The following is a 26608-nucleotide window of genomic DNA, read 5'->3' as shown; positions in this document are numbered from 1 at the left end:
CGACCTCAGATACATTTGAAATAGTCGAAAGGTTCCCGGCAGCTGTCGCAGCGATAAAGCGCCTTGCAGGCCGTGGAACCAAATTCACTGATCATGGTGGTACGGGTGCTGGCGCAGCGCGGGCAGGTCACCTCGGCGGGCAGATGCGCATGGCAGCTATGACCGGCCGGGGGGCTGATGCCGTACTGGCGCAGACGCTCCCGGGCATCCGGGGTCATCCAGTCGGTGGTCCAGGCCGGGTCGAGCTGGATGGTGATCTGCACCGGGGCATAGCCGTGGGTGGTCAGCGTGTCGCGGATCGCCCCCATCAGATGGTCGGTAGCCGGACAGCCGGAATAGGTCGGCGTGAAGCCGATAGCCCAGCCTTCACCCTGCGGGGTAACGCTGCGCACCATGCCCAGATCGGTAATGGTCAGCACCGGGATCTCCGGGTCCGGGATCTGGCTCAACAGGGACCAGATCTGCGGGACGGCGGCGGGTGTGAGTTCGACGGCATGTTGCATAGTGCTCTCCTGCGTTACCACTGCTGCCCGGGATAAACGCGCTGCAAATACTGCATCTCTGCCAGCATCGGTCCCAGATGTTCGGTGTGCAGCCCGTTACGGCCGCCGCTGCGGTAGGCGGACTCAGACGGCACGCTCAGCGTCGCCGCGTTCAGCCCGGTAAACACTTCCGCTTCCCACGCTTCGCGCAGGCTGCGGGGATCGACGGCGATACCTTCCGCCACCAGGGCCTGGTCAATCTCGTCGGCCTCGAACAGCTCGGCGGTAAAGCGCCACAGGTCGTTGACCGCCTGCTGCATTTTCTGCGCCGAGACGGCGGTGCCGTTGCCCAGGCGTTCCAGCCAGCCGCGGCTGAAGCGCAGGTGGTAGCGGGCCTCTTTGATGGATTTGGCGGCAATGGCGGCCAGCTGGGGATCGCGACTCTGGGTCAGACGGGTAAACAGCGCCACGTGCCAGGCGTCAATAAAGTACTGCCGGGCAATGGTGTCGGCGAAGTTGCCGTTCGGCTGCTCCACCAGCAGCAGGTTGCTGAACTGGCGTTCATCGCGCTGGAAGGCCAGCGTATCTTCGTCGCCCGCGCCTTCCAGTTCGGCGGCGTAGGTTAAGAAGTTGCGCGCCTGGCCCAGCAGGTCGAGGCCGATATTGGCCAGCGCGAGGTCGATCTCCAGCTCCGGGGCGTGGCCACACCAGGCCCCCAGACGTTGGGAGAGCACCAGGCCGTTATCACCCAGACGCAGAACATAGTGCGTTAACATTTTCATCCCCGACCTCACATGTGCTCGATGCCATCAGGGATGGTGTAGAAGGTGGGATGACGGTAGACCTTGCTCTCCGCCGGATCGAAAAACTCGCCGCGCTCTTCCGGCTGCGAGGCGACGATTTCGCTCGCCTTCACCACCCAGATGGAGCAGCCTTCGCTGCGGCGGGTGTAGGCATCGCGTGCGTTTTCCAGCGCCATGCGGTCATCGGCGGCGTGCAGGCTCCCCACGTGACGGTGGGACAGCCCCTGTTTGCTGCGGACAAAAACTTCGTATAACGGCCAGTATGTTTTGCTCATCGTGATTCCCCTTACGCGACCTTGCGGGCGTGTTGTTTTTCTGCGTGCGCCAGGGCGGCTTCGCGCACCCACGTCCCCTCTTCCCAGGCTTTATTTTTGGCGGCCAGACGCTCGTGGTTACATAGGCCACGGCCGTTGATGACCTCGTCAAACTCCTGCCAGTCGATCTCGCCAAAACGGTAGTGACCGCTCTCGGCATCGAAGTGCAGATCCGCATCCGGGACGGTCATCCCCAGCATCTCCACCTGCGGCACGGTGTTGTCGACAAAGCGCTGACGCAGCTCGTCATTGCCAAATCGTTTGATCTTCCAGGCCAGGCTGCGGGCGCTGTTCGGCGAGTTGTCGTCGTTCGGGCCAAACATCATCAGCGCCGGCCACCAGAAACGGTTAATGGCGTCCTGCAGCATCTGGCGCTGGGCCTCGCTGCCCTGGGCCAGCGCCATGCAGGCCTCAAAGCCCTGACGCTGGTGGAAGCTCTCTTCTTTACAGATTTTCACCATCGCCCGGGCATAGGGGCCGTAGGAGGTCCGGCACAGCGCCACCTGGTTAACGATGGCCGCGCCATCCACCAGCCAGCCAATCACGCCGATATCGGCCCAGCTCAGGGTCGGGTAGTTGAAGATGGAGGAGTACTTCATCTTGCCGTCGAGCATCTTCTGGTAGATGTCTTCCCGGGCGCAGCCCAGCGTCTCCGCCGCGCTGTAGAGATAGAGACCGTGCCCGGCTTCGTCCTGCACTTTCGCCAGTAGAATGGCCTTGCGGCGCAGCGTCGGGGCGCGGGTGATCCAGTTGCCTTCCGGCAGCATGCCGACAATTTCGGAGTGGGCATGCTGACCAATCTGGCGGATCAGCGTCTTGCGGTACGCGTCAGGCATCCAGTCCTGCGGCTCGATGGCCGTCTCTTGCGCGATTCGCTGTTCAAAGCGTTGTTCTTCCGTCACGTCATCACCCTTATGATTCGTTTAACTGGTAATTTTCATTCAATGATGAATCACTTCGTTTCTTAAAAGTTACACAAAGGTTAAATATAACCCCAAGGAGTGTTTGCTTATTTTGTGATGTGGCTCGCAAGCCTTTTGCGCAGCCCCTTTGGTGGTGGGAAACCTGGAACGGGAATAGCCAGACAAGATCACAATGTTAACAAATCATTAAAACATCACTTGCATTTTATGATTCATAATCAAACTATCTATAGCGAAATAACGAACCACCTGGAGAGAAAAATGCAGCAGTTAGCCAGCTTTTTGTCCGGCACCTGGCAGTCTGGCCGGGGCCGTGAGCGCACTATTCAGCATGCCATCAGCGGCGAAACCCTCTGGCAGGTCACCAGCGAAGGGCTGGATATGGCCGCCGCGCGTCGTTACGCCATTGAGAAAGGCGGTGAAGCCCTTCACGCCATGACCTTCATCGAGCGCGCCGCGATGCTGAAAGCGGTGGCAAAACATCTGTTGAGCCAGAAAGAGGTGTTCTATGCCCTCTCTGCCCAGACCGGGGCAACCCGCGCCGACAGCTGGGTGGATATCGAGGGCGGGATCGGCACCCTCTTCACCTTCGCCAGCCTCGGCAGTCGTGAACTGCCGGACGATACCCTGTGGCCGGAAGATGAGCTGATCCCCCTGTCAAAAGAGGGCGGTTTTGCCGCACGTCACGTCCTGACCTCGAAATCCGGGGTGGCCGTCCATATCAACGCCTTTAACTTCCCGTGCTGGGGAATGCTGGAAAAACTGGCCCCGACCTGGCTGGCGGGGATGCCGGCCATCATCAAACCGGCCACCGCCACCGCCCAGGTCACCCAGGCGATGGTGAAAGCGATTGTCGACAGCGGCCTGGTGCCGGACGGCGCCATCAGCCTGATCTGCGGCGGCGCGGGGGATCTGCTCGACCAGCTCGACAGCCAGGACGTGGTGACCTTTACCGGCTCCGCGGTCACCGGCCAGATGCTGCGCGTACACCCGAACATCGTCGCCCGTTCGATTCCCTTCACCATGGAGGCCGACTCCCTGAACTGCTGCGTGCTGGGGGATGACGTCACCCCGGAGCAGCCGGAATTTGCCCTGTTTATCCGTGAAGTGGTGCGGGAGATGACGGCCAAAGCCGGACAGAAATGTACCGCCATCCGCCGCATCATCGTGCCGCAGGCGCAGGTGGAGGCCGTCAGCCAGGCGCTGATCGCCCGGCTGGAAAAAGTGGCTGTTGGCGACCCGGCGCAGGAAGGGATCAAGATGGGTTCGCTGGTCAATGCCGAACAGCGCGCTGACGTGCAGGAGAAAGTGGATGCCTTAGTGACGGCGGGCTGCCAGGCCCTGTTGGGCGGTAAAGCCGACCTGCACGCCGCCGGGGCCTTCTTCCCGCCGACACTGCTGTTCTGTCCACAGCCGGATGAAACCCCGGCGGTGCACGCCACCGAAGCCTTTGGCCCGGTGGCTACCCTGATGCCGTATCAGACCCGCGACCATGCCATGGCGCTGGCCCGTGCCGGGGAAGGCAGCCTCGCCGGAACGCTGGTAACCGCCGATCTGCGCCTGGCGCGTCAGTTTATCGCCGGGGCCGCGCGCGCTCACGGCCGTATCCAGATCCTCAACGAAGAGTCGGCCAAAGAGTCCACCGGCCACGGCTCCCCGCTGCCGCAGCTGGTACACGGCGGTCCCGGGCGCGCCGGGGGCGGCGAAGAGCTGGGTGGCCTGCGGGCGGTGAAGCACTACCTGCAACGCACCGCGATCCAGGGGAGCCCGAGCATGCTGGCCGCCATCAGCCAGCAGTGGGTGCGCGGCGCCCAGGTGCAGGAGGATCGCGTCCATCCGTTCCGCAAATATTTCGAGGAGCTGCAACCGGGCGACAGCCTGCTGACCCCGCGCCGCACCCTGACCGAAACCGACATCGTCAACTTTGCCTGCCTGAGCGGGGATCATTTCTACGCCCACATGGACAAGATTGGCGCGGCGGAGTCGATTTTTGGCGAGCGCGTGGTGCACGGTTACTTCCTGATCTCCGCTGCCGCCGGGCTGTTCGTCGATGCGGGCGTCGGGCCGGTGATCGCCAACTACGGCATGGAGAACCTGCGCTTTATTGAGCCGGTTAAACCGGGCGATACCATCCAGGTGCGTCTGACCTGCAAGCGCAAAACGCTGAAGAAACAGCGCACGGCGGAAGAGAAACCTACCGGCGTGGTGGAGTGGTCGGTGGAGATCTTCAACCAGCACCAGCAGCCGGTGGCCCTTTACTCCATCCTGACTCTCGTCTCCCGTCAGCACGGCGATTTTGACGCCTGATCCCCCTCCCTCCGGGTAACGTCGCGCACGTTACCCGGCTTCTGGCACATCTGACAAAACATCTGGCAAATGCAGGCAAACGGTACGCACAGCGTTATTGCTATGTTGGCATTGAATAAACCGCGCGCAGAACAGCGGTCCCGAGTGGATAACAACACATACAACAGAGGTTAATCATGGGAAGCTCCTCAATCTTTTCTCCACGTAAAACGGCGCTGGCCCTGGCCGTTGCTTGTCTCTTTTCCGGTCAGGTGCTGGCTCACGGTGGTGAAGCGCATATGGTCGAGATGGATAAAACCCTGACCGAATTCGGTGCTGATGTGAAATGGGACGACTATGCCCAGATCTACACCATCACCAAAGATGGGGCCTTCATCAAAGTGAAGCCAGGTGCGAATACCGCCATCGTCAACGGCAAGTCGCTCACCCTGCAGGCGCCGTTAGTGATGAAAGACAATAAGGCCTGGATCTCTGATACCTTTGTTAACGATGTGTTCCAGTCCGGCCTCGACCAGACCTTCCAGGTGGAAAAGACACCGCACCCGCTGAATGCGTTATCCCCGGATGAAATTAAACAGGCCGTCGGGATTGTGAAAGCCTCGCCGGACTTCAAACCCAACACCCGCTTTACCCAGATTGCGCTGGCCGAGCCAGACAAAGCCAAAGTGTGGGACTTCGTGCTGAACGGCACGGCGGTGGATGCGCCGCGTGAAGCCAATATCACCATGCTGGACGGCAAATTCATTATCGAAGCGCGGGTGGATTTGAAAGATAAGAAAATCCTGCACTGGGAGCCGATCAAGGATGCGCACGGCATGGTGCTGCTGGATGATTTTATGGCGGTACAGAAGATCGTCACCGGCAGCCAGGAGTATGCCGACGCGCTGAAAAAACGCGGGATCAACGACCCGAGCAAGGTGATGACCACCCCGCTGACCGTCGGCTATTTTGACGGTAAAGATGGCCTGAAGCAGGAAGATCGCCTGCTGAAAGTGGTGAGCTATCTGGATATTGGCGACGGCAACTACTGGGCGCACCCGATTGAAAACCTGGTCGCGGTGGTGGACCTGGTCGAGAAGAAAATTATCAAAATCGAAGAAGGGGCGATCGTCCCGGTGCCGATGGAGCCCCGTCCTTATGACGGCCGCGACCGCGAGCCGGTCGCGCATAAGCCGCTGGAGATCACCGAGCCGGAAGGTAAGAACTACACCATTACCGGCAATATGATCCACTGGCAGAACTGGGACTTCCACCTGAGCCTCGACTCCCGCGTCGGGCCCATCATCTCTACCGTCACCTTTAACGACAACGGCAAAAAACGCCAGGTGATGTACGAAGGATCGCTCGGCGGGATGATCGTCCCTTACGGCGACCCGGACGTCGGCTGGTATTTCAAGGCCTATCTGGACTCTGGCGACTACGGCATGGGTACCCTGACCTCCCCGCTGGTGCGCGGTAAAGATGTGCCGTCCAACGCCGTGCTGCTGAATCAGACCATCCCGGATTACACCGGGGCACCAATGGAAATCCCTCGGGCGATGGCGATTTTCGAACGCTACGCCGGGCCGGAGTATAAGCACCAGGAGATGAACCAGCCGAACGTCAGCACCGAACGTCGTGAGCTGGTGGTGCGCTGGATCAGCACCGTGGGGAACTACGACTACATCTTCGACTGGATCTTCCATGAAAACGGCACCATCGGCATTGATGCCGGGGCAACCGGCATCGAAGCGGTGAAAGGCGTGACGGCGAAAACCATGCACGACCCGAGCGCGAAAGAGGATACGAAGTACGGCACCCTGATCGACCACAATATCGTCGGCACCACCCACCAGCATATCTATAACTTCCGTCTGGATATGGACGTGGATGGCACGAACAACAGCCTGGTGGCGATGGATCCGGAGGTGAAGCCGAACACCGCCGGCGGCCCACGTACCAGTACCCTGCAGATCAATCAGTACAACATTGATACCGAGCAGCAGGCGGCGCAGAAGTTTGACCCGGGCACCATTCGTCTGCTGAGCAACACCAGCAAAGAGAACCGCATGGGCAACCCGGTCTCTTACCAGATCATTCCGTACGCGGGCGGTACGCACCCGGTCGCCACCGGCGCGAAATTCGCCCCGGACGAGTGGATCTATCACCGCCTGAGCTTTATGGATAAGCAGCTGTGGGTGACCCGCTACCATCCAAACGAGATGTACCCGGAAGGGAAATTCCCGAACCGCTCTACCCAGGACACCGGTCTGGGCCAGTTCAGCAAAGACAACGAGTCGCTGGATAATCAGGATAACGTGGTGTGGATGACCACCGGCACCACCCACGTGGCGCGTGCGGAAGAGTGGCCCATCATGCCGACCGAGTGGGTGCATACCCTGCTTAAACCCTGGAACTTCTTCGACGAAACCCCGTCTTTGGGCAAGAAGAAAGAGGCGCAGTAAGGGGTTAACAAGCCGGGCATATTGCCCGGCTTTTTTGTCCGGCCTGCTGCCGGGTGGCGGCTATGCCTTACCCGGCCTACGGAATATGCGATCCCGTAGGCCCGTGCAAGCGCAGCGACGCCGGGCAATGCCGGGCGGCACTATGTTTGCCGACCAGGACAGACATTAAATTTCCGTTAAGTAGTTTATTTTCTGAACAGATATTCTTGCTTATAGTTAATCAACCCCTTTCCGCCTGGGTTGCCTTTCTTAAAACGTTTTTCTGGACATCACGCGAAGTTTTCCCCTACGCCGTTGTATGCACATTGAGAGGTTTTCAGGATGAGATTCAACTTGATAGCAAGAAGCCTTGCGCTCGCCGGGCTTTTTATTTCTGTTGGCATTCCTGCATTTGCCGCAGAAGCGCCCAAAGAAGCCGCCGCCGCCACCCAACAAGCCAATAACGCCCTCTTTAGTCAACTGCCCTTCTCCGATAACACCGACTTTACCGATGCCCATAAAGGCTTTATTGCCCCGCTTCCCACGGAGGTGATCAGAGGCGAACAGGGCAACGTGGTCTGGGATCCGCAGCAATACGCGTTTATTAAAGAGGGCGATAAAGCGCCGGACACCGTGAACCCCAGCTTATGGCGTCAGGCGCAGCTGATTAACATCAGCGGCCTGTTTGAGGTGACGGACGGGGTGTATCAGATCCGTAACCTCGATCTGTCGAATATGACCATTATCGAAGGCACTACCGGCGTCACCGTCGTTGACCCGCTGGTGTCGGCGGAAACGGCGAAAGTCGGGATGGATCTCTATTTTAAAAACCGCGGGCAGAAGCCGGTGGTGGCGGTGATCTACACCCACAGCCACGTGGACCATTACGGCGGCGTGCGCGGTGTGGTGGACGAAGCCGATGTTAAAGCCGGGAAGGTGAAAATCTACGCCCCGGCCGGCTTTATGGAAGCCGCGGTGGCAGAGAACATTATGGCCGGTAACGTGATGAGCCGCCGCGCCAGCTACATGTACGGCAACCTGCTGAAGCCGGATGCCAAAGGTCAGGTCGGCGCCGGACTGGGCACCACCACTTCCGCCGGGACCGTCACCCTGATTGCCCCGACCAATATCATCGAAAAAGACGGTCAGAAGGAGACCATCGACGGTCTGACCTATGATTTTATGCTGGCGCCGGGCTCGGAAGCGCCGTCGGAAATGCTGTGGTTTATCGAAGAGAAAAAGCTGATCGAATCGGCCGAAGACGTGACCCACACCCTGCACAATACCTACTCCCTGCGCGGGGCGAAGATCCGCGAGCCGCTGCCGTGGTCGAAATACATCAACGAAGCCATTGTGCGCTGGGGTGATAAGGCCGAGGTGCTGATGGCCCAGCACCACTGGCCGACCTGGGGCAAAGAGAACGTCAATAACCTGCTGAAAAGCCAGCGCGATCTGTACCGATATATCAACGATCAGACCCTGCGCATGGCTAATCAGGGGCTGACCCGGGATGAGATCGCCGCCAACTTCAAGCTGCCGGACTCGCTGGCGCACACCTGGGCGAACCGCGGTTACTACGGCTCGGTGAGCCACGACGTGAAAGCGACCTACGTGCTCTATCTCGGCTGGTTCGACGGCAACCCGGCGACCCTGGATGAGCTGCCGCCGGAAGACGCGGCGAAGAAATTTGTCGAGTACATGGGCGGCGCGGACGCCATTCTGCAGAAGGCGAAAACCGACTTCGACCAGGGGAACTATCGCTGGGTGGCGCAGGTGGTGAGTAAAGTGGTGTTCGCCGATCCGAACAACCAGGCAGCCCGCAACCTGGAGGCGGATGCGCTGGAGCAGCTGGGCTATCAGGCAGAATCCGGCCCGTGGCGTAACTTCTATCTCACCGGCGCGCAGGAGCTGCGTAACGGCGTGGTGAAAGGCCCAACGCCAAACACCGCCAGCCCGGATACGGTGCGGGCGATGACCCCGGAGATGTTCTTTGACTATCTGGCGGTGCACATTAACGGTGAAAAAGCGGGATCAGACAAAGCGGTGTTCAACATCGATTTGGGCAGCGACGGCGGGAAATACAAGCTGGAGCTTGAAAACGGCGTGCTGAACCACACCGCCAATGCCGAAGCGACCAATGCGGATGCCACCATTACGCTTAATCGCGACACGCTGAATAAAATCATCCTCAAGGAGACGACCCTGAAACAGGCTGAAGAGAGCGGTGCGGTGAAGGTGACCGGCGACAGCGCGAAACTGGATACCATGCTGGGCTATATGGATAAGTTTGAGTTCTGGTTCAATATTGTGACACCGTAACTTATTGCCGGGTGGCGCTGCGCTCACCCGGCGTACGGATTGTGCGGTCTGTTGCCGGGTGGCGGCTTCGCCTTACCCGGCCTACGAAACCGTAGGCCCGTGCAAGCGCGACGCCGCCGGGCATCAATAACGCACGCACACCGATTTAGTTTCACACCAGCCGTCCAGCCAGTCCGGGCCGAAATCGCGGCCGGTGCCGGACTGCTTCATGCCGCCGAACGGCAGGTTGGCGTCGATCAGGGTGTGGCTGTTGATCCACACCGTGCCGGCCTGCAGGCGATCGCTGTACTCCAGCGCTTTACTGATGTTTTGCGTCCAGACGCTGGCGGTCAGGCCGTATTCGGTGTCATTTGCCAGGCGCAGGGCCTCTTCACCGTCGGCGACGCGCACCAGGTTCACTACCGGGCCAAACACCTCTTCGCGGGTCAGACGCAGGCTGGCGTCCGGGTTGACTACCAGGGTCGGCGAGACGTAGTACCCCTCGCCATTCGGGCCGCGGTTACCGGCGATCAGCTCGGCCTGACGCGACTGCGCTTCGTCGAGGAAGCTCTGCACTTTGTCGCAGTGGGCACGGGACACCAGCGGGTTGATGTGCGCCTCCTGGGACATACCCGGCCCGACGCTCAGGGATTTCACCGCTTGCTCAAAGCCGCTCACCACGGTATCAAACAGCGGCGCTTCGATGTAGATGCGCGAACTTGCCGCACAGACCTGCCCCTGGTTCAGGAAGCTGCCGGTCATCAGCCCTTCGATAACCCATGACGGATCCGCATCTTTCAGGACGATGGCCGGGTTTTTACCGCCCAGCTCCAGGGTCACGCCCATCAGGCGGTCGGCGGCGGAGCGCGCAATCTGTTTGCCGGTGGCGGTTGAGCCGGTAAAGCTCACTTTGGCGATATGCGGATGGTTGGTCAGCGCAGCGCCACACACCGCCCCACTGCCGGTTACCACGTTGAAAACGCCGTCCGGAATCCCGGCTTCGCTTGCCAGCTCCGCCACGCGCAGCAGGGTCAGCGGCGTGGTCTCTGACGGCTTGATAACGATAGAGCAACCCGCGGCCAGGGCGGGCATCACCTTCCACATGCCGATCAGCAGCGGGAAGTTCCACGGCACAATCCCGGCCACCACGCCAATCGGCTCTTTGCGGGTCCACGCCTGATAGCGGGCCCCCTGCGGCATCGGAATAGAAAGATCCAGCGTTTTACCGGAAATTTTAGTGGTCAGCCCGGCGGTGTAGCGCATCCAGTTCAGGGTGCAGCCCACTTCAAAAGCGCGGGAGATGTTAATGGATTTACCCTGCTCCAGGGTTTCAAGCTGGGCCAGCTCTTCGGTGTGCTGCTCCACCAGATCGGCAAAGCGCAGCAGAATACGTTCACGTTCCGCAGGCAGTTTGCCTGACCAGCTGCGGGCCACGAAGGCACGCCAGCCGGACATCACCGCGCGGTCCACATCCTGCGCGCTGGCATCGGCCGTCGAGGCAATCACCTGGCCGGTGGCCGGGTTAAAGATCTCCAGACGCTTTTCGCTGTCGGAGGCGGACTGGCGTCCCTCAATCCAGAGGCCATGTTGGCGATCCAAAAATTTCTGCACGCTGTGCAGTACGGCGACCTGAGTATCAGACATAGCGATTCCTTATTATTCGCAGGGTGTCAACGCAGTCTAAGATGGCTTTGGCGAATGCGCTTTTATCTCTGTGACATTCGCTTTGCCCGCTGTGACAGGCACCGCAAAACGCGACAATATCGCCGTTTCGTTCTGTTATGCGGCGGAGTTTTTTGCAGGATTTCGCCCCAGGTCACGGGCAATTAGCAACATAAATGCAACAATGTTTAAACATTGACGACGTAGCGGGTAAGACGATGGCATGTGCAAACGAACAGGACAACTACCAGCGCTGGCTGGCGCAAATTAATCAGGTGTGCGGCAGTTTTGCCGCCCGGCCGATGAGCGGCGAGTTTTATGGCGAGCTGGAATCGACCTGGACCGGCAACCTGAAACTGAGCACCGTCACCGCCGGCGGCGTGAACCTCTTTCGCACCCGTCAGGAGATCAAAACCAGCAACGACGCCTGGTTCTACACCGTCTTTCAGCTGGAAGGTGAAGCGGGACTGGAGCAGGACGATCGCCAGATTGTGCTCAACGCCGGGGACATCACCCTGATTGACGCCTCCCGCCCCTGCTCAATCTACTGGCCGGAAAAATCACGCCAGATTTCGCTCCTGCTGCCGCGTCAGATCCTCGAACAGCACTTTCGTTTTCAGGAGGTGACCTGCGCGCAAAAGCTCTCCCACAGCCTGCCTACCGTCCAGCTCAGCTACCGCCTGCTGCAGGACAGCATGAGCAACCCGGCGTTGAGCGAAACCGAAATCGAAGCCGCGCTGGAGGCGATGGTCTGCCTGCTGCGGCCGGTCTTGCAGCAGCGTGAAAGCGTACAGCCGCGCAAAGAGCGCCAGTTTACGAACGTGCTGACCCTGATCGACGATCATATTCAGGCCGAACACCTGCGCCCGGAGTGGATCGCTTCGGAGTGTGGAATGTCGGTGCGGAGCCTGTACCGGATGTTTGCCGAGAAAGGGCTGGTGGTAGCGCAGTACATTAAAAATCGTCGTCTGGATCTGTGCGCGCAGATGCTGCGCGGCGCCCGGGACGATGAAAAACTGGCGGGCATTGGCTACAGCTGGGGGTTTACCGACCACAGCCACTTCTCCACGGCCTTTAAGCAGCGTTTTGGTATTTCGCCCGGCGAATACCGCAAACGCCACCGCTGATCACTTCTGCAACCACTTGCCGTTAATCCCCTGGACATATTCGCCGGGGTTGGCGCGCGCGACCAGTTTTGTCCCAGCCATTTTCGCCACTTCATCCACCGGAATATTATTGCTGTCGGCCAGTTTCTGATAGCTGTCGGTGCGGGCCTTGTTAATCTGCTCCACCAGCGCCAGCGTCTCGCGATCCTGACTCCGCGGCGCGATATAGCCGCTCAGGGTTTCACCGACCCGCCCGGCACTGCGGGCTTCGTTGAGGGTCAGCGCCAGCGCGGGCGCGCAGAGCCCCAGGGTTAACATCATCAGCGCAATCAGTTTTCTCATGGCAGCCTCAGAACAGATCGCTGCGTGATTTCAGCAGCGTCTCCACGTCTTTATCCACTTTGATGTGGATTTCATGTTCAATTTTGACGTTCATGTTGATGGTGATCGGCTCTTTCGACGCCGCGACTTCGATCCTCGGCGTGCAGCCTGTCAGCGTCAGTATCACAATCGCGGTGAACCCACCGGCCAGCTTTTTCATGGTTGTTCCTTACATTCCTTGCCTGTCGGGCAGCGGTTATCCGGTAATGCTGCGTGTTGCTCCAGCCAGGTCTGCAGATTGTCGCCAAAACGCAGGCTGCGCCAGAGGGTAAACAGGTTCTCCTGATGGGTGTAGTTGAGGTTGACGGCTTGCGTCTGGCCCCCGGAGCGGCTGGCGCCACGGAGGGTCGACGCCAGGGTTAATTCACCCAGGTTATCTACATTGAGTTTTGTCCACGACTGCGAAATTTCCATATAGCGAAGCCAGTTAATCGCCCCCGCCGCCCCATTGTCTTTGACCAGAGCATCGGCGGTGTCTTTATCAAGACGCAGGGTCATCGGGCCTGAATTGGTCAGCCAGCCATCTTTGATGATCCACCTGTCGTTGTCCAGCCAGAACGGCAGCGCCCCGCTGAACGGCCCGGACATCGCAAACTGTTTCGGGTTAACGGCGCTAATCAGCTCGCTGGAGGAGATATTATTCACCCGCAACAGGGCCGCGTCGTGCTGCGGCATCCGCAGCTGCTGCATAGTCACTTTGCCGCCCAGCAGATCCACGCTCACGTCAGTCAACAGCAGCGGATTTGCCTCGCTCCAGGGGTAGTCTCCCTGCAGATCGGCGGTGATGTTGCGGGCCGTGACCTGATTGATCACTTCGCCAATGCGCAGCGTCACCGGGCCATGAGTACCCAGCGACCAGGTGCCCTGACTGAAGCGGAACGGCAGGACAAAATCGACGCCATTCACCTTGTTATCCGGCATCCAGACGCTGCCGCTTTTCACTACCCCGTGGCCTCCGGCCTCAAAGCCCTGATCGGCCGCGGCGGAGAACGCTACCTGAGCATACAGCTCCCCTTCGCGCAGGGTCATTTTCCAGTCCGGCGGGACCAGCGGCTGGAAGACGGTCAGGGACTGCTTCGGCCACCAGGCCTGGCCACGCAGACGCTCCCCGTCCCAGCGCCCGTTCAGCTGTACCGGGCCGATCGCTTCGGCGTTGAGGGTGCCTTTGAACTGGAACAGGGTCGGGTCGCTGCCATCGACGCTGAATTTGACCGTCGACGGCGGTAGCACGCTGCCGCCGGTGAAGGTGGTTTCCCCGGCCTCAAAGGCTAACGCACCGCTGAAGTGCGGCCGGGCGGGATCGCGCTGCCAGCGGATCGGACTCTCCAGCACCATGCGCGGCGCGCTGGCATGCATGGAGCCGTACTTCAGCTGGTCGAACCCGGTTGAGAGTTCGCGCAGTTCAATCATACTGTCGCGCCACTCGCCTCTGCCCGCCACGTCCCAGCGGGCCTGCATCGGGGTAAAGTTGCCCTCGCCCCAGTAGCGCCACTGCCACAGGCCGCGATCCGGCAGAAAGTCATTCGCCCGGCCATCAAGGTGCAGGGTGAAATCCCCCATCTCCTGCTCGTGGGCGCGTAAAATGGCCTGCAGGCGACCGTCTATGCCGTTGCGGGTCAGCGCCACGCCGGCCAGCGGCCAGCGTACTTCGTCGATATTGAGGGAGTCGATGATCCTGCCGCGGGAGCGCAGCAGCGCCCCCGGCGCAAACGCCAGACGGGGCTCGGCCAGGCTGCCGCTCAGCATGGCGGGCAGCATGGCATACAGAATGAGGTCATTTTGTTTAGCCACGCCGGTAAGCTGTAGCGGCATGGCACTGTTGTCGACGCTCAGCTTGCCGGGACCAAAGGTGAGAACCGCGTTGCCTTTACCGGCATCGCCCTGGGTCAGAACGTTCATCCGGCCGCTGATAACGGCGTTTTCCGTGCCCTGCTGCCAGTTATCGATTTTAAGCCCCAGGCGACCGCTCAGAGGTATTCCGGCTTGGTCCCAGCGCCAGCGCCCGTCGCTGATGGTCAGCTGTTCGGGAGTGATCTGCCAGGGGAGATCCAGCAGCGGCTCGCGGCTCTCCCGCTCAACCAGTACCAGCTGGCCCTGATTGTCCTGCCATGCCAGATCGGCATCCACCAGCGACGGGAGCTGCGGCACCGAGAAGGTCGCAGCCGCATGTCCCTGCACCGGCAGGCCGTCCGGCACCAGCGGCAGGGTAAATTCCCCCACCAGGGTCACCGGCTGCGGATTATCGGGCAAATTGAGCGTGACGTCGCTGACGGTCAGGGAACGTCCACGGAGAGTGCCACGCAGGCTAAACCGATCCCCGTGGTAAGTAATATCCTGTCGCGACGGGGTCAACGAGGCGGTTAATTTCCCCTGCCATTGTTGCCAGGGAGAGAGCGTAAGACGATCGATATTCAGCCAGGTATTCGGCAGTAGCGACTGCCATTCGGCCAGGGTTCGCGGTGCGGCGGGTGCAGGCTCGCTGGCGGGGATTTTGCTCAGGCAGGCGCTGTTGAGATCCAGCCCGGCGATGTCGATTTTCCAGCGGCTCGGGTGGCTGAGCGTAGCGTCTTCGACACGGGCGATTTCGCAGTCGTCAACCAGATAGCGCAGATCGGCAATCACCAGCGCGTTGCGGGTCAGGCGCGGGCTTTTTTCAAAGGCTATCCGGGTACCGGCGGGCAGCCAGATGCCGGCAAGCGTAGGTAGCCACTGCGCAAGGGTCAGCAGCAGCGTCAGCGGCAAGAGAACGATCAGCAGCAGTAGCGCGATTGCGGCTTTATATTTACCCCTCATGGGCAGTTAATATCCTGATTTAGCAAAAAAATTAGCCGACAGTATCGAATATTGTGGCATGTTTCGTCAGGCAGGTGAAGCGAAGGCCTGCTTAAGGATAGATGTGATAACCCTGAATGTGAGCGTTTTTACGCTTCGCGCAAACCCGTTCAGGAAAATAAAAAACCGCCCGGAGGCGGTTTAGAAAAGCGGTGTATGAAGCTATCTTCTGATCACATCCGGGTCATCAGGATCCAGCGGGTCATTGACGTCAGGTATGTCATCACCCGTCAGGGGATCATCTTCATCTTCGTCTTCATCAAAAAGCGGATCGCTTCCGCCGGGAAGCGGTTCATCATCAGGAACAGGATCAATATAATCTGGACGATCAGCCATAAAGCCTCCGTCAAACTGTGCTATGAAAGGTTATTTCGATTTACCCGGTTTCTGTTTGCTCTTTTCGTCTTGATTCTTTTGCGGCTGCTTAGGTTGTTCTTTAGAAACATGTTGTACGGTGGATTTCATTTTGAAACTCCAGTTGTAGATGCAGCAAGTCGCCACCCTAAAACTATAAGTTACGCTTATATTTATATCGAGCGCGACGGCAGACAATTAGATTTAACCACCTGTTTTTAATTGCTTTATCGAGAGAAAAAGAGAATTCACCTCCCCCATCACGGGTTGTCGCGGGATGGCGCTGCACAAAAAAGCGGTTCAGTTTGAAGATCATAGGGTTATTGTGCAGAGATGTTGTAAAATCATTATCAGAACTTATTGAATTCAATAATATTTTAAAATTTGTATGATTATTTTAATCATGCTAACGTAGTTCCAAAATCACTGGAGAAAGTCTTATGAAACTCGCGGTATATAGCACAAAGCAGTACGACAAAAAGTATCTGCAACATGTTAACGAGGGATATGGATTCGAACTTGAATTTTTCGACTTTCTGCTTAACGAAAAGACGGCCAAAACCGCGCACGGCTGCGATGCGGTCTGTATTTTCGTTAACGACGATGGCAGTCGTCCAGTGCTGGAGGAGTTAAAAAAACAGGGCGTGAAGTACATCGCTCTCCGCTGCGCAGGCTTCAACAATGTCGATCTTGAGGCGGCCAAAGAGCTGGGCCTTCAGGTCGTGCGCGTCCCGGCCTACTCCCCGGAAGCGGTGGCTGAACATGCCATTGGTCTGATGATGTCGCTGAACCGACGTATTCACCGCGCTTATCAACGTACCCGTGATGCCAACTTCTCGCTGGAAGGGCTGACCGGTTTCACCATGTACGGCAAAACTGCCGGGGTGATCGGCACCGGTAAGATCGGCGTCGCGGCGCTGCGGATCCTGAAAGGCTTCGGTATGCGCCTGCTGGCGTTCGATCCGTATCCGAGCGCCGCCGCGCTGGAGCTCGGCGTGGAGTATGTCGATCTGTCGACCCTGTATGCGGAGTCAGACGTCATCTCCCTGCACTGCCCGCTGACCGCAGACAATTACCATCTGCTGAACCAGAGCGCGTTCGACCAGATGAAAGATGGCGTGATGATTGTTAACACCAGCCGCGGTGGCCTGGTGGATTCTCAGGCCGCCATTGAGGCGCTGAAAACGCAGAAAATTGGTGCGCTGGGGATGGACGTGTACGAAAACGAACGCGATCTGTTCTTTGAAGACAAGTCTAACGACGTGATCCAGGATGACGTGTTCCGCCGTCTTTCCGCCTGCCACAACGTGCTGTTTACCGGTCATCAGGCGTTTTTAACCGCCGAGGCGCTGATCAGTATTTCAGAGACCACGTTGGGTAACCTGAGCCAGCTTGAGAAAGGCGAAGCGAGTCCGAACGCGCTGTTCTGAGTGAACATCCCCCTCTCCCTTCGGGGAGAGGAAACACCTTCCCGCCCTGTTTTCAGATTATCCCGCAAGACAATTCCCGCCAGCGCAATAGACTATGCATTAGCTATTTATGAAGTGAATAGATTGAGAATAACCATGAAAACGCTCGTCGCGGTAACGATCCTCAGCATGGCGCTGGCAGGCTGTGTCAATCCAGGGAAAGCCTCTGTTCAGGAAGAACAGCTTCAGCAGCACCGCTTTGTGCTGCAAAGTATTAACGGCGCCGCCATCAACCCGGCCAATACACCCCCGGAGATCGCCTTTGGTGAAGACATGGCGGTGTCAGGCGTGATGTGTAACCGCTTCAACGGCCAGGGCAAGCTGTCTGATGGCGAACTCAAGGTCAAAACGCTCGCTATGACGCGTAAGCTCTGTACCGAGCCGCAGCTCAATGACCTGGATCACGCCATCGGCACCATGCTGCGCAACGGCACCCAGGTCGATCTGACGGAAGACGTGTTAACCCTAGCGACGGCGGAGACGACGCTGGTCTTTAAACGCGCAGAGTAATCAGTACGCGCCGCAGGATCCGACGGCAAGCGACTGTTCACTGCAGCGTTTGCCGTTCGGCAGCGCGCACATGCCGATGGCCGAGCCATCCAGCTGACGCGCAACGGACAGCGCCCCGCCAATCATGGCGCAGTTTGCCTGACCGGAACTGGACATCGCCGCCCTCATCCCCGGCGCGACATGCGCGGCGGTAGCCTGCTGTACAGGTTCATTGCTACAGGCCGACAGTAACAAAGCGGCACACCCAACCCAAAATGCTGCGCGCATAATCTCTCCCCATATTGAATTGCAAAACCTATGCATAATAGGCACCCCAAAGCCTGCCGTCGAGAGCCGAAGCGCGGTTTTCTGCGCTGTCAAAACAATTGCAGACTATTTTCAGGCAAAAGTTTGATCAAACCATTAATGGCACTAATAAGCAGGACACAAAAGCGAAAATCGTTTCAGCGGCCCTTTGCTAAAATAAAAAGATAACTACAGGACTTGTCGATGTGTCACGGGTCTCTCTTTCTTTGCGCAATGTAAGGGTGTCATATGCAAACTATTGACGGGAATGGCGCAGTCGCGTCCGTCGCGTTTCGCACCAGTGAAGTGATCGCCATCTATCCCATTACACCCAGCTCGACGATGGCTGAACAGGCCGATGCCTGGGCCGGTAACGGGCTGAAAAACGTCTGGGGTGATGTTCCTCGCGTGGTCGAAATGCAGTCTGAAGCCGGGGCGATTGCTACTGTTCACGGCGCGCTGCAGACCGGGGCGCTCTCCACCTCCTTTACCTCGTCGCAGGGGCTGCTGCTGATGATCCCGACGCTGTATAAGCTGGCGGGCCAACTGACTCCCTTCGTGCTGCACGTCGCGGCGCGCACCATCGCCACCCACGCCCTGTCGATTTTTGGCGATCACTCTGACGTGATGGCCGTGCGCCAGACCGGCTGCGCCCTGCTCTGTTCCGGCAGCGTGCAGGAGGCACAGGATTTTGCCCTGATCTCCCACATGGCGACGCTGAAAAGCCGGGTGCCGTTTATCCACTTCTTCGACGGTTTCCGCACCTCGCACGAAATTAACAAGATTGTGCCGATTTCCGACGACACCATCCGTAACCTGCTCCCGCAGGCAGAGATCGACGCCCACCGCGCCCGCGCGCTGAACCCGGAACATCCGGTGATCCGCGGCACCTCCGCCAACCCGGATACCTATTTCCAGTCCCGGGAGGCCACTAATCCGTGGTACAACGCGGTCTATGACCACGTGGAGCAGGCGATGGCCGATTTTGCCGCCGCCACCGGACGCGAGTACAAACCGTTCGAGTATTACGGCCATCCGCAGGCGGAGCGCGTGATTGTGATCATGGGTTCCGCCATCGGCACCTGTGAAGAGGTGGTGGATGAGCTGCTGAGCCGGGGCGAGAAAGTGGGCGTGCTGAAAGTGCGCCTGTATCGCCCGTTCTCCGCGAAACACCTGCTGGCGGTATTGCCGGAGAGTGTGCGGTCGGTGGCGGTGCTGGATCGTACTAAAGAGCCGGGTGCCCAGGCCGAACCGCTCTATCTGGACGTGATGACCGCTCTGGCCGAGGCCTTTAACGGCGGCGAGCGCGAAACGCTGCCGCGGGTGATTGGCGGACGCTATGGCCTCTCGTCAAAAGAGTTTGGCCCCGAGTGCGTGCTGGCCATCTTTAACGAGCTGAGCGCCGCGAAGCCGAAGCCGCGCTTTACCGTCGGCATCTATGACGACGTGACCAACCTTTCCCTGTCGCTGCCGGAAAACACCCTGCCCTCCACCGCCAAACTCGAAGCGCTGTTTTACGGTCTGGGCAGCGATGGCAGCGTGTCGGCCACCAAGAACAACATCAAGATTATCGGTAACTCCACGCCGTGGTATGCCCAGGGCTATTTCGTCTATGACTCGAAAAAGGCCGGTGGCCTGACGGTTTCCCATCTGCGCGTCAGCGAGCAGCCGATCCGCTCGGCGTATCTGGTGTCGCAGGCCGATTTCGTGGGCTGCCACCAGCTGCAGTTTATCGACAAATACCAGATGGCCGAGCGCCTGAAGCCGGGCGGGATTTTCCTGCTCAATACTCCGTACAGCGCCGATGAGGTCTGGGGGCGCCTGCCGCAGGAAGTGCAGGCGGTACTGAACCAGAAAAAAGCGAAGTTCTATATCGTTAACGCGGCAAAAATCGCCCGTGAATGCGGCCTGGCGGCACGTATCAATACCGTCATGCAGATGGCGTTTTTCCACCTGACGCAGATCCTGCCGGGCGACAGCGCCCTGATGGAGCTGCAGGGCGCGATCGCCAAAAGCTACAGCAGCAAAGGCCAGGAGCTGGTGGAACGCAACTGGCAGGCCCTGGCGCTGGCCCGGGAGTCCCTTGCCGAAGTGCCGCTGCAGCCGGTGAATGCCCACAGCCCGAACCGCCCGCCAGTGGTCTCTGATGCCGCCCCGGACTTTGTCAAAACCGTTACCGCCGCGATGCTGGCCGGTCTCGGCGATGCCCTGCCCGTCTCCGCCCTGCCGCCGGATGGCACCTGGCCGATGGGCACCACCCGCTGGGAAAAACGCAATATCGCCGAAGCGATCCCGATCTGGAAAGAGGAGCTGTGCACCCAGTGTAACCACTGCGTGGCGGCCTGCCCGCACTCCGCGATCCGCGCCAAAGTTGTCTCGCCTGAGGCGATGGAGAGCGCTCCGGCCAGCCTGCACTCGCTGGATGTGAAATCTCGCGACATGCGCGGTCAGAAATATGTCCTGCAGGTAGCGCCGGAAGACTGCACAGGCTGTAACCTCTGCGTCGAGGTCTGCCCGGCGAAAGATCGCCAGAACCCGGAGATCAAAGCCATCAATATGATGTCGCGCCTTGAGCATGTGGAGGAAGAGAAAGTAAATTACGACTTCTTCCTCGACCTGCCGGAAATCGATCGCAACAGCCTTGAGCGCATCGATATTCGTACCTCGCAGCTGATCACCCCGCTGTTTGAATACTCGGGCGCCTGCTCCGGCTGCGGCGAAACGCCGTACATCAAGCTGCTGACCCAGCTGTATGGCGATCGGATGCTGATCGCCAACGCCACCGGCTGTTCATCCATCTACGGCGGCAACCTGCCGTCAACGCCCTACACCACCGACGCTAATGGCCGCGGCCCGGCGTGGGCGAACTCACTGTTCGAAGATAACGCTGAGTTTGGTCTGGGCTTCCGCTTAACGGTGGATCAGCACCGGGTGCGCGTGATGCGCCTGCTGGAGCAGTTTGCCGATAAGATCCCGGCAGAGCTGAACAGCGCCCTGCACAGCGAGGCCACGCCGGACGTGCGTCGTCAGCAGGTGGCGGAGCTGCGTCAGCAGCTGGCGGGCGTTGAAGGGGCAGAACAGCTGTTAACCGATGCCGATGCGCTGGTCGAGAAATCGATCTGGCTGATTGGCGGCGACGGCTGGGCGTATGACATCGGCTTTGGCGGGCTGGATCATGTCCTGAGCCTGACCGAGAACGTCAATATTCTGGTGCTGGATACTCAGTGTTACTCCAACACCGGCGGCCAGGCCTCGAAAGCGACCCCGCTGGGGGCGGTGACCAAGTTTGGCGAGCACGGCAAACGCAAGGCACGCAAAGATTTGGGGGTCAGCATGATGATGTACGGTCATGTGTATGTGGCGCAAATCTCGCTGGGAGCACAGCTGAACCAGACGGTAAAAGCCATTCAGGAGGCGGAAGCTTATCCTGGTCCGTCGCTGATCATCGCCTACAGCCCTTGCGAGGAGCATGGCTACGACCTGGCATTAAGCCACGATCAGATGCGCCAGCTGACGGCAACCGGCTTCTGGCCGCTGTACCGCTTCGACCCACGTCGGGCCGATGAGGGCAAACTGCCGCTGGCGCTGGATTCCCGTCCACCGTCAGATGCGCTGGCAGAAACGCTGATGCAGGAGCAACGCTTCCGTCGCCTTAACGCCCAACAGCCCGAAGTGGCAGAGCAGCTGTGGAAAGATGCCGCCGCCGATCTACAAAAACGCTACGACTTCCTGGCGCAGTTAGCCGGAAAAGCCGAGAAATCGGTAAGCGAATAAACTTTATAGCCCGGCATGTCCGGGCTTTTCTTTGGGCATAAAAAAACCCGCCAGTCATATACTGACGGGCGATCCTGTTCACAAATAAATAATAGTTTATCTATTTAACGTGGATTCAATAAATAACGGACAAGAGGTTTTAAGACATATAACGCAGCCAAGTTTAGCGCGTCATCGCAATGAGAAATAATTTTTATTTTATATGGTTTTATTAAATACATTCACGAGAATTATCACTATTTCTTCGGCAGCAAATGCTTGAGAATTTACTTACTTAGTAACAATTATGTTTTATCGCGGATAAGAGAGAGTGATTTAGCATGAGACCTCTTTCCAACACAGAAAGTTCCATGGAAAGTTAAAAAATTATTAACTATAAAAACAGCATAAGGAATAGTCACAATGCAAATAAAAGTACTGGCTCTGATGATCCCAGCCTTGTTAATGGCTGGCGCAGCAAATGCAGCTGAAATTTATAATAAAGACGGCAATAAATTAGATCTCTACGGTAAAGTAGACGGTCTGCATTATTTCTCAGACGACAGCACTGCTGACGGCGACCAGACATATATGCGTCTCGGCTTTAAAGGCGAAACCCAGATCAACGATACGCTCACCGGCTACGCCCAGTGGGAATATAATATTCAGGCAAACAATACCGAAGGTTCTTCTAACCAGTCCTGGACGCGTCTGGCATTCGCTGGCCTGAAATTCGGTGACTATGGTTCATTCGATTACGGCCGTAACTACGGCGTCCTGTACGACGTGGAAGGCTGGACCGATATGCTGCCAGAGTTTGGCGGCGACTCCTACACCAAAGCAGATAACTTCATGACCGGCCGTGCGAACGGCGTGGCGACCTACCGTAATACCGATTTCTTCGGCATGGTTGAAGGCCTGAACTTCGCCCTGCAGTACCAGGGCAATAACGAAGGCACCGGTAACGGTAACGAAGGCACCAACAACAGTAAAGACCGTGGCGTACGTAATGAAAACGGTGACGGCTTCGGTATCTCTACCTCTTACGACTTCGGCATGGGTATCAGCGCAGCAGCGGCCTATACCTCTTCTGACCGTACTAACGATCAGGTGAAAAATACCACTGCGGGCGGCGACAAAGCTGACGCCTGGACCACCGGTCTGAAGTATGACGCCAACAATATCTATCTGGCGGCCATGTACTCTGAAACCCGTAACATGACCCCATACGGTAACGGTGACAACGGAAATACCGTTGCAGAAAAAACCCAGAACTTTGAAGTGACCGCTCAGTACCAGTTCGATTCCGGTCTGCGTCCGGTGGTATCTTACCTGCAGTCTAAAGGTAAAGACCTGGACAACGGTCAGGGCGATCAGGATCTGGTTAAATATGCTGAAGTGGGGGCGACTTACTACTTCAACAAAAATATGTCCACCTACGTTGATTATAAAATCAACCTGCTGGACGAAGACGATCGGTTCTACAAAGACAATGGCATCGGCACCGATGACATCGTCGCCGTCGGTCTGGTTTACCAGTTCTGATGAAATTAGCCCGCGTTACGACGCGGGCTAACGCTTTATATCCCTTTCAGCATTACGTTCAAATCTTGTTGCGCCATTCGGCCTTTCTGATACAAGATAAATCTCATGTCTGCCGGGCTGTAGAGGACTCGCTATTATGAACCATCATGCTGTTAAATCTTCGCGCATCGCCTCGATTGCCTACGATAAATGCAACGAAACGCTGGAAGTCCGTTTTCGGGATCACAGTGCCTGGCAATATCAGCCCGTACCTGCGCGCATTTTTAATGATTTTCTGCATGTGGTTTCAAAAGGGCGTTTCTATGACGGCGTGGTAAAAGGCAAATTCAAAGAGAGAAAAATTGCCTGAGCGCACATCCCCTGTGCCCATGACCTTTCCAGATGAATAGCTACGCTAGCTGTCGGCAGTGCGGTAGCTCAGCACGCCAGCCACACCGCCGCCGCCATCATTGGGATGATGCCTTCCCTCCATTACCAGCACCTCCGGGAAATCAAACGGCGAGACGCCTTCAATGCAGGCAACGTTGACGCCATACTGCTCCGGATTAGAGCGCCGCTGGTGGAAGGTGTAGATCCCACAGACCGAACAAAAATAGTGTACCGCCGCCTGGGTGTTAAAACGGTACTCGGTCAGCAGTGATTCGCCCTGAACAATCTCGATACCCGATAAGGGCGCGGAGACGGCAATGGCCCCGCGCATCCGGCAGAATGAGCAGTTGCAGCGCCGGATGGTGTTGAACCCGTCCGAAAGTTCAACGGTAAACCTGACCGCTCCGCAGTGGCACTGGGCAGAGACTTTGTTCGCCATAACAGACTCCTCTCAGGTAAGCATGACCCACACAGGTGGCGTGACGGAACGCCGCGTACCGGCTAAGTGTAAGTCAGCCTCCACGTTTGCGCAGCCGTCACCGGCGGCTGAACTCCTCCGCACTCTTTTTCAGCCAGGCTTCCTGAAAGAGTTGTTCTGAATAGGTAAGTTTCATGACGGAGGATAAATAGGGCGCATCAAGCTCAATTAAATCATTTTCATTCTGGTATTTGGCATATTTGTCCCCGGCAAAGGAGATCTGTTTTTTCACCGCCACGTATTTATGCTCGAGCATACTCTCAACTTCATCAAACCGGTGCTTATCCAGCTCAAGCATAATGGCGGTGATCCGCCCCGACTTATTGAAGATAACTGCATTATTTTTGGCGCCCTCTAATCCCAGCTCGTTATTCGGAATAGAGAAAATATCGCCGTCGCTCCACTTACTGCGCCCCTCGTGCTGGGCGGTGGGATAGGCTTTGATGAACTGCTGCAGCGTGGTTTTACCTAACGTCAGCCCCATCGCCGTCGTGTTCGCCTTTGCGGATGAAAACACTGCTATTAAAACAAACAAGCCCAATAGTAATTGCCACTGTTTACCCATCGTTAGCACCTCATCGTATCAGTCGTGTTTTTGCTGACCATCGCCTTCAGTACCTGTCTCTTCTCTATCGTACAGAATTGATCTTCAACAACACATGGGCCTTTTTGATGAGTGCGCAAGGCCGATACAGCACTAGTTACTGAGCCAGGGTAGAAGGTTGTTAGGGTGGAACGTGCCGGGGCGCAGGCATAAAAAAGCCACCAGCAAATGCCGGTGGCGTGGGCATGACCTACGGTCAGCTATTTTTTGACGGGTTGGGGCTTTTTATCGCCCGATTCCGGGGCCTCGCGCGGGTCATCTTTTTCGACATACTGCATGACTACCTCCCGTTTTTGTAGATGGACTACAACTATAGCGTTGGTTGGTTAAAAACAGCCAGGCGGCAAACGGCGTAAAAACCGGGCAGTGGAACACTATGAGTAGTCACCGGGCCTTGACAGTGAAGACAAAAAACGAGGCGCAGTTTACGCTCGGTAAGTTTTTACTTATCGTCTTAGATCAACAAACTTTACTTCGGAATTTTGCCAACCTGCAACTCACTGCCCAATTCAGAGGAAAATAAAATCAATTTGTGAGGCTGAAGACTTAGTTCCTGCTGAACATAGCTCTTTGCTTACCGAACAATTTACCGAGGATTATGGATAGACACCATATAATGAAGGCATAAAACAGTACCATACCGATATGATTCGGATCGATTGCAATACCAACTACAGCGAAAATAATACCGAGACCTATACCTATCCATTCATATTCTCTTATCGGTTCGTACGTAATCCGGGCTGTGCAGCCGTGGCAAAATTTTGCCTTCCAAACGCTTTGCTTGCCGCAGAAAGGACAGGTGATTTTTTTGATACTGTCTTCGATCCTGTGTTTTTCTTGAACCGCTTCAATTTTTTTTAGCGTTTCAAGGGCACTTTGCTTGCCCTTCTCACCTGCCTGGCGAAGATATTCCTTACCCTTTTCATAGTCACGCTGTGCAATGTACAACTCACCCAGTGCCTCCAGAGCAAGTTCGTTTCCCTGTTCAGCAGACAGAGTAAAAAGTCCTAAGGCTTTATGACTATCACGAGGCACACCCTTTCCATCCCGATATAAGGTTCCGAGATTATATTGCCCGTAACTGTCTCCCTTCGATGCGGCCACGGAGTAACACTCAGCCGCCTTAGAGAAGGCTTGTGTAAACCCATGGCCCCTTTGATGTAGAATCCCAATCCATACCAAAGAATTCATGTCCCCCTCGTCAGCAGCTAACGTGAACCACTCAATCGCCTTCGAATAATTTAAAGGGACACCGTCGCCATCCTTGTACATATAGCCCAGATTAAATTTGGCTTGAGTGCTTCCCTGGTTAGCGGCCTTGGTTAACCACTCGACGGCTTTGTTGCCGTCTTGCTCAACACCATCGCCATCACGGTACTTAAGTCCGAGTTCGATTTGAGCATCAATATCACCGGCAGAGGCAGGTGCATAGAGAGGATGATAATCGCGGTCTGAAACTGAATTTGATTTAAGTTCTTCCATTTCTGTAACAACCCTCAGAGAAGTGCTGTGCTATTAATTATTCGTTAAAGGTAAGTGCGGACGTGTACATTGACACATTTTAATTTATGTTAAGTCCTGTAAGTCCGCTGATACCATTGTCGAAAATATCTTACTCACAATATGAATCGCCACGGATAATCTAGACACTTCCTAGCCGTTGATAATACTGGTTTTCATATTCTGTCGGTGATCTTGACCCGCCAT

At 57.1% G+C, this 26608-nt stretch carries 23 protein-coding genes; 9 read left to right on the top strand and 14 right to left on the bottom strand.

Features of this window, described 5'->3' with window-relative positions; all coding sequences use genetic code 11:
• Positions 1-5: 5 nt before the first annotated feature.
• From paaD to paaA, 4 genes are read right to left on the bottom strand one after another with little or no spacing between them, the layout of a single operon-like run.
• Complete coding sequence (gene paaD / locus LRS40_RS17750) at positions 6-503, bottom strand: 1,2-phenylacetyl-CoA epoxidase subunit PaaD (RefSeq protein WP_142489671.1); 498 nt, start codon at positions 501-503, stop codon at positions 6-8.
• 14 nt (positions 504-517) lie between these two features.
• On the bottom strand, positions 518-1264 hold the full coding sequence (gene paaC / locus LRS40_RS17745; RefSeq protein ID WP_231312219.1) for a 1,2-phenylacetyl-CoA epoxidase subunit PaaC: 747 nt from the start codon (positions 1262-1264) through the stop codon (positions 518-520).
• A gap of 8 nt (positions 1265-1272) precedes the next feature.
• Positions 1273-1560 (bottom strand): 1,2-phenylacetyl-CoA epoxidase subunit PaaB, encoded by a 288-nt coding sequence (paaB, locus tag LRS40_RS17740; RefSeq protein ID WP_032611057.1) that lies wholly within the window; start codon positions 1558-1560, stop codon positions 1273-1275.
• A gap of 11 nt (positions 1561-1571) precedes the next feature.
• Entirely contained in the window at positions 1572-2501 is a 930-nt protein-coding gene (gene paaA / locus LRS40_RS17735) for a 1,2-phenylacetyl-CoA epoxidase subunit PaaA (protein ID WP_231312218.1), read from the bottom strand.
• Positions 2502-2783: 282 nt separating this feature from the next.
• On the opposite strand from paaA, the gene paaZ reads away from it, so the two are divergent.
• The 3 genes from paaZ (at position 2784) to LRS40_RS17720 (ending at position 9571) form a co-directional block, all read left to right on the top strand.
• Positions 2784-4829, top strand: coding sequence for a phenylacetic acid degradation bifunctional protein PaaZ (gene paaZ, locus LRS40_RS17730; RefSeq protein WP_231312217.1), 2046 nt, complete (start codon positions 2784-2786; stop codon positions 4827-4829).
• 176 nt (positions 4830-5005) lie between these two features.
• Positions 5006-7273 carry a primary-amine oxidase gene (tynA, locus tag LRS40_RS17725; protein WP_156263929.1) on the top strand — a complete coding sequence of 756 codons (2268 nt, stop codon included), beginning with the start codon at positions 5006-5008 and terminating at the stop codon, positions 7271-7273.
• A 321-nt stretch (positions 7274-7594) separates the two neighbouring features.
• On the top strand, positions 7595-9571 hold the full coding sequence (locus tag LRS40_RS17720; RefSeq protein WP_231312216.1) for an alkyl/aryl-sulfatase: 1977 nt from the start codon (positions 7595-7597) through the stop codon (positions 9569-9571).
• Positions 9572-9694: 123 nt separating this feature from the next.
• Here the strand turns inward: LRS40_RS17720 and LRS40_RS17715 are convergent, their stop codons facing one another.
• On the bottom strand, positions 9695-11194 hold the full coding sequence (locus LRS40_RS17715; RefSeq protein ID WP_231312215.1) for an aldehyde dehydrogenase family protein: 1500 nt from the start codon (positions 11192-11194) through the stop codon (positions 9695-9697).
• 236 nt (positions 11195-11430) lie between these two features.
• Here LRS40_RS17715 and feaR point away from each other — a divergent pair, with 236 nt between their 5' ends.
• Positions 11431-12339, top strand: coding sequence for a transcriptional regulator FeaR (gene feaR, locus LRS40_RS17710; RefSeq protein WP_231312214.1), 909 nt, complete (start codon positions 11431-11433; stop codon positions 12337-12339).
• Here feaR and LRS40_RS17705 read toward each other — a convergent pair whose 3' ends face one another.
• The 4 genes from LRS40_RS17705 to LRS40_RS17690 all read right to left on the bottom strand — a co-directional run bounded on the left by LRS40_RS17705 (position 12340) and on the right by LRS40_RS17690 (position 15867).
• On the bottom strand, positions 12340-12660 hold the full coding sequence (locus LRS40_RS17705) for a YdbL family protein (protein ID WP_156263932.1): 321 nt from the start codon (positions 12658-12660) through the stop codon (positions 12340-12342). It lies immediately after the preceding gene.
• A gap of 7 nt (positions 12661-12667) precedes the next feature.
• Positions 12668-12859: a YnbE family lipoprotein gene (locus tag LRS40_RS17700; protein ID WP_059307766.1), complete on the bottom strand. Its 192-nt coding sequence runs from the start codon at positions 12857-12859 to the stop codon at positions 12668-12670.
• Positions 12856-15492: a YdbH family protein gene (locus LRS40_RS17695; protein WP_231312213.1), complete on the bottom strand. Its 2637-nt coding sequence runs from the start codon at positions 15490-15492 to the stop codon at positions 12856-12858. Before LRS40_RS17695 ends, LRS40_RS17700 begins: the two co-directional genes overlap by 4 nt.
• A 201-nt stretch (positions 15493-15693) precedes the next feature.
• Positions 15694-15867: a hypothetical protein gene (locus LRS40_RS17690; RefSeq protein WP_185902361.1), complete on the bottom strand. Its 174-nt coding sequence runs from the start codon at positions 15865-15867 to the stop codon at positions 15694-15696.
• A gap of 458 nt (positions 15868-16325) precedes the next feature.
• Between LRS40_RS17690 and LRS40_RS17685 the strand changes: the two genes are divergently transcribed.
• Together LRS40_RS17685 and hslJ are read left to right on the top strand one after the other, a co-directional pair.
• Positions 16326-17315: a 2-hydroxyacid dehydrogenase gene (locus LRS40_RS17685; RefSeq protein ID WP_142489681.1), complete on the top strand. Its 990-nt coding sequence runs from the start codon at positions 16326-16328 to the stop codon at positions 17313-17315.
• A 135-nt stretch (positions 17316-17450) separates the two neighbouring features.
• Positions 17451-17864 (top strand): heat shock protein HslJ, encoded by a 414-nt coding sequence (gene hslJ, locus LRS40_RS17680; protein ID WP_231312212.1) that lies wholly within the window; start codon positions 17451-17453, stop codon positions 17862-17864.
• Here the strand turns inward: hslJ and LRS40_RS17675 are convergent, their stop codons facing one another.
• Positions 17865-18131: a DUF333 domain-containing protein gene (locus LRS40_RS17675; RefSeq protein WP_231312211.1), complete on the bottom strand. Its 267-nt coding sequence runs from the start codon at positions 18129-18131 to the stop codon at positions 17865-17867.
• Positions 18132-18398: 267 nt separating this feature from the next.
• Here LRS40_RS17675 and nifJ point away from each other — a divergent pair, with 267 nt between their 5' ends.
• The 3 genes from nifJ (at position 18399) to LRS40_RS17660 (ending at position 23796) form a co-directional block, all read left to right on the top strand.
• Positions 18399-21923: a pyruvate:ferredoxin (flavodoxin) oxidoreductase gene (gene nifJ / locus LRS40_RS17670; RefSeq protein ID WP_142489684.1), complete on the top strand. Its 3525-nt coding sequence runs from the start codon at positions 18399-18401 to the stop codon at positions 21921-21923.
• 402 nt (positions 21924-22325) lie between these two features.
• Complete coding sequence (gene ompC / locus LRS40_RS17665; RefSeq protein ID WP_231312210.1) at positions 22326-23447, top strand: porin OmpC; 1122 nt, start codon at positions 22326-22328, stop codon at positions 23445-23447.
• Positions 23448-23583: 136 nt separating this feature from the next.
• Entirely contained in the window at positions 23584-23796 is a 213-nt protein-coding gene (locus LRS40_RS17660) for a KTSC domain-containing protein (protein WP_142489686.1), read from the top strand.
• A 45-nt stretch (positions 23797-23841) separates the two neighbouring features.
• Here the strand turns inward: LRS40_RS17660 and LRS40_RS17655 are convergent, their stop codons facing one another.
• The 4 genes from LRS40_RS17655 to LRS40_RS17640 form a co-directional block, all read right to left on the bottom strand.
• Positions 23842-24255 (bottom strand): GFA family protein, encoded by a 414-nt coding sequence (locus LRS40_RS17655; protein ID WP_142489687.1) that lies wholly within the window; start codon positions 24253-24255, stop codon positions 23842-23844.
• A 97-nt stretch (positions 24256-24352) separates the two neighbouring features.
• Entirely contained in the window at positions 24353-24859 is a 507-nt protein-coding gene (locus tag LRS40_RS17650; protein ID WP_156263936.1) for a hypothetical protein, read from the bottom strand.
• A gap of 239 nt (positions 24860-25098) precedes the next feature.
• Positions 25099-25176, bottom strand: a complete 78-nt coding sequence (locus LRS40_RS17645) for a hypothetical protein (RefSeq protein WP_225759512.1) — start codon at positions 25174-25176, stop codon at positions 25099-25101.
• 268 nt (positions 25177-25444) lie between these two features.
• Positions 25445-26383 (bottom strand): tetratricopeptide repeat protein, encoded by a 939-nt coding sequence (locus LRS40_RS17640; RefSeq protein WP_231312209.1) that lies wholly within the window; start codon positions 26381-26383, stop codon positions 25445-25447.
• Between the last annotated feature and the right edge of the window lie 225 nt (positions 26384-26608).

This window comes from Leclercia sp. G3L (assembly GCF_021117075.1).
GTDB classification, from domain to species: domain Bacteria; phylum Pseudomonadota; class Gammaproteobacteria; order Enterobacterales; family Enterobacteriaceae; genus Enterobacter; species Enterobacter adecarboxylatus_C.
This window is presented reverse-complemented; position numbering and strand designations above follow the sequence as displayed.

Bases quoted from the DNA above. Each gene is read 5' to 3' on its own strand.
- paaZ (WP_231312217.1), top strand. From the start codon at position 2,784: ATGCAGCAGTTAGCCAGCTTTTTGTCCGGCACCTGGCAGTCTGGCCGG.
- hslJ (WP_231312212.1), top strand. From the start codon at position 17,451: ATGAAAACGCTCGTCGCGGTAACGATCCTCAGCATGGCGCTGGCAGGC.
- LRS40_RS17715 (WP_231312215.1), bottom strand. From the start codon at position 11,194: ATGTCTGATACTCAGGTCGCCGTACTGCACAGCGTGCAGAAATTTTTG.
- LRS40_RS17720 (WP_231312216.1), top strand. From the start codon at position 7,595: ATGAGATTCAACTTGATAGCAAGAAGCCTTGCGCTCGCCGGGCTTTTT.
- LRS40_RS17645 (WP_225759512.1), bottom strand. From the start codon at position 25,176: ATGCAGTATGTCGAAAAAGATGACCCGCGCGAGGCCCCGGAATCGGGC.
- paaD (WP_142489671.1), bottom strand. From the start codon at position 503: ATGCAACATGCCGTCGAACTCACACCCGCCGCCGTCCCGCAGATCTGG.
- LRS40_RS17700 (WP_059307766.1), bottom strand. From the start codon at position 12,859: ATGAAAAAGCTGGCCGGTGGGTTCACCGCGATTGTGATACTGACGCTG.
- ompC (WP_231312210.1), top strand. From the start codon at position 22,326: ATGCAAATAAAAGTACTGGCTCTGATGATCCCAGCCTTGTTAATGGCT.
- tynA (WP_156263929.1), top strand. From the start codon at position 5,006: ATGGGAAGCTCCTCAATCTTTTCTCCACGTAAAACGGCGCTGGCCCTG.
- LRS40_RS17655 (WP_142489687.1), bottom strand. From the start codon at position 24,255: ATGGCGAACAAAGTCTCTGCCCAGTGCCACTGCGGAGCGGTCAGGTTT.
- feaR (WP_231312214.1), top strand. From the start codon at position 11,431: ATGGCATGTGCAAACGAACAGGACAACTACCAGCGCTGGCTGGCGCAA.
- LRS40_RS17690 (WP_185902361.1), bottom strand. From the start codon at position 15,867: ATGGCTGATCGTCCAGATTATATTGATCCTGTTCCTGATGATGAACCG.
- LRS40_RS17685 (WP_142489681.1), top strand. From the start codon at position 16,326: ATGAAACTCGCGGTATATAGCACAAAGCAGTACGACAAAAAGTATCTG.
- LRS40_RS17650 (WP_156263936.1), bottom strand. From the start codon at position 24,859: ATGGGTAAACAGTGGCAATTACTATTGGGCTTGTTTGTTTTAATAGCA.
- LRS40_RS17705 (WP_156263932.1), bottom strand. From the start codon at position 12,660: ATGAGAAAACTGATTGCGCTGATGATGTTAACCCTGGGGCTCTGCGCG.
- LRS40_RS17675 (WP_231312211.1), bottom strand. From the start codon at position 18,131: ATGCGCGCAGCATTTTGGGTTGGGTGTGCCGCTTTGTTACTGTCGGCC.
- paaB (WP_032611057.1), bottom strand. From the start codon at position 1,560: ATGAGCAAAACATACTGGCCGTTATACGAAGTTTTTGTCCGCAGCAAA.
- LRS40_RS17695 (WP_231312213.1), bottom strand. From the start codon at position 15,492: ATGAGGGGTAAATATAAAGCCGCAATCGCGCTACTGCTGCTGATCGTT.
- paaC (WP_231312219.1), bottom strand. From the start codon at position 1,264: ATGAAAATGTTAACGCACTATGTTCTGCGTCTGGGTGATAACGGCCTG.
- LRS40_RS17660 (WP_142489686.1), top strand. From the start codon at position 23,584: ATGAACCATCATGCTGTTAAATCTTCGCGCATCGCCTCGATTGCCTAC.
- LRS40_RS17640 (WP_231312209.1), bottom strand. From the start codon at position 26,383: ATGGAAGAACTTAAATCAAATTCAGTTTCAGACCGCGATTATCATCCT.
- nifJ (WP_142489684.1), top strand. From the start codon at position 18,399: ATGCAAACTATTGACGGGAATGGCGCAGTCGCGTCCGTCGCGTTTCGC.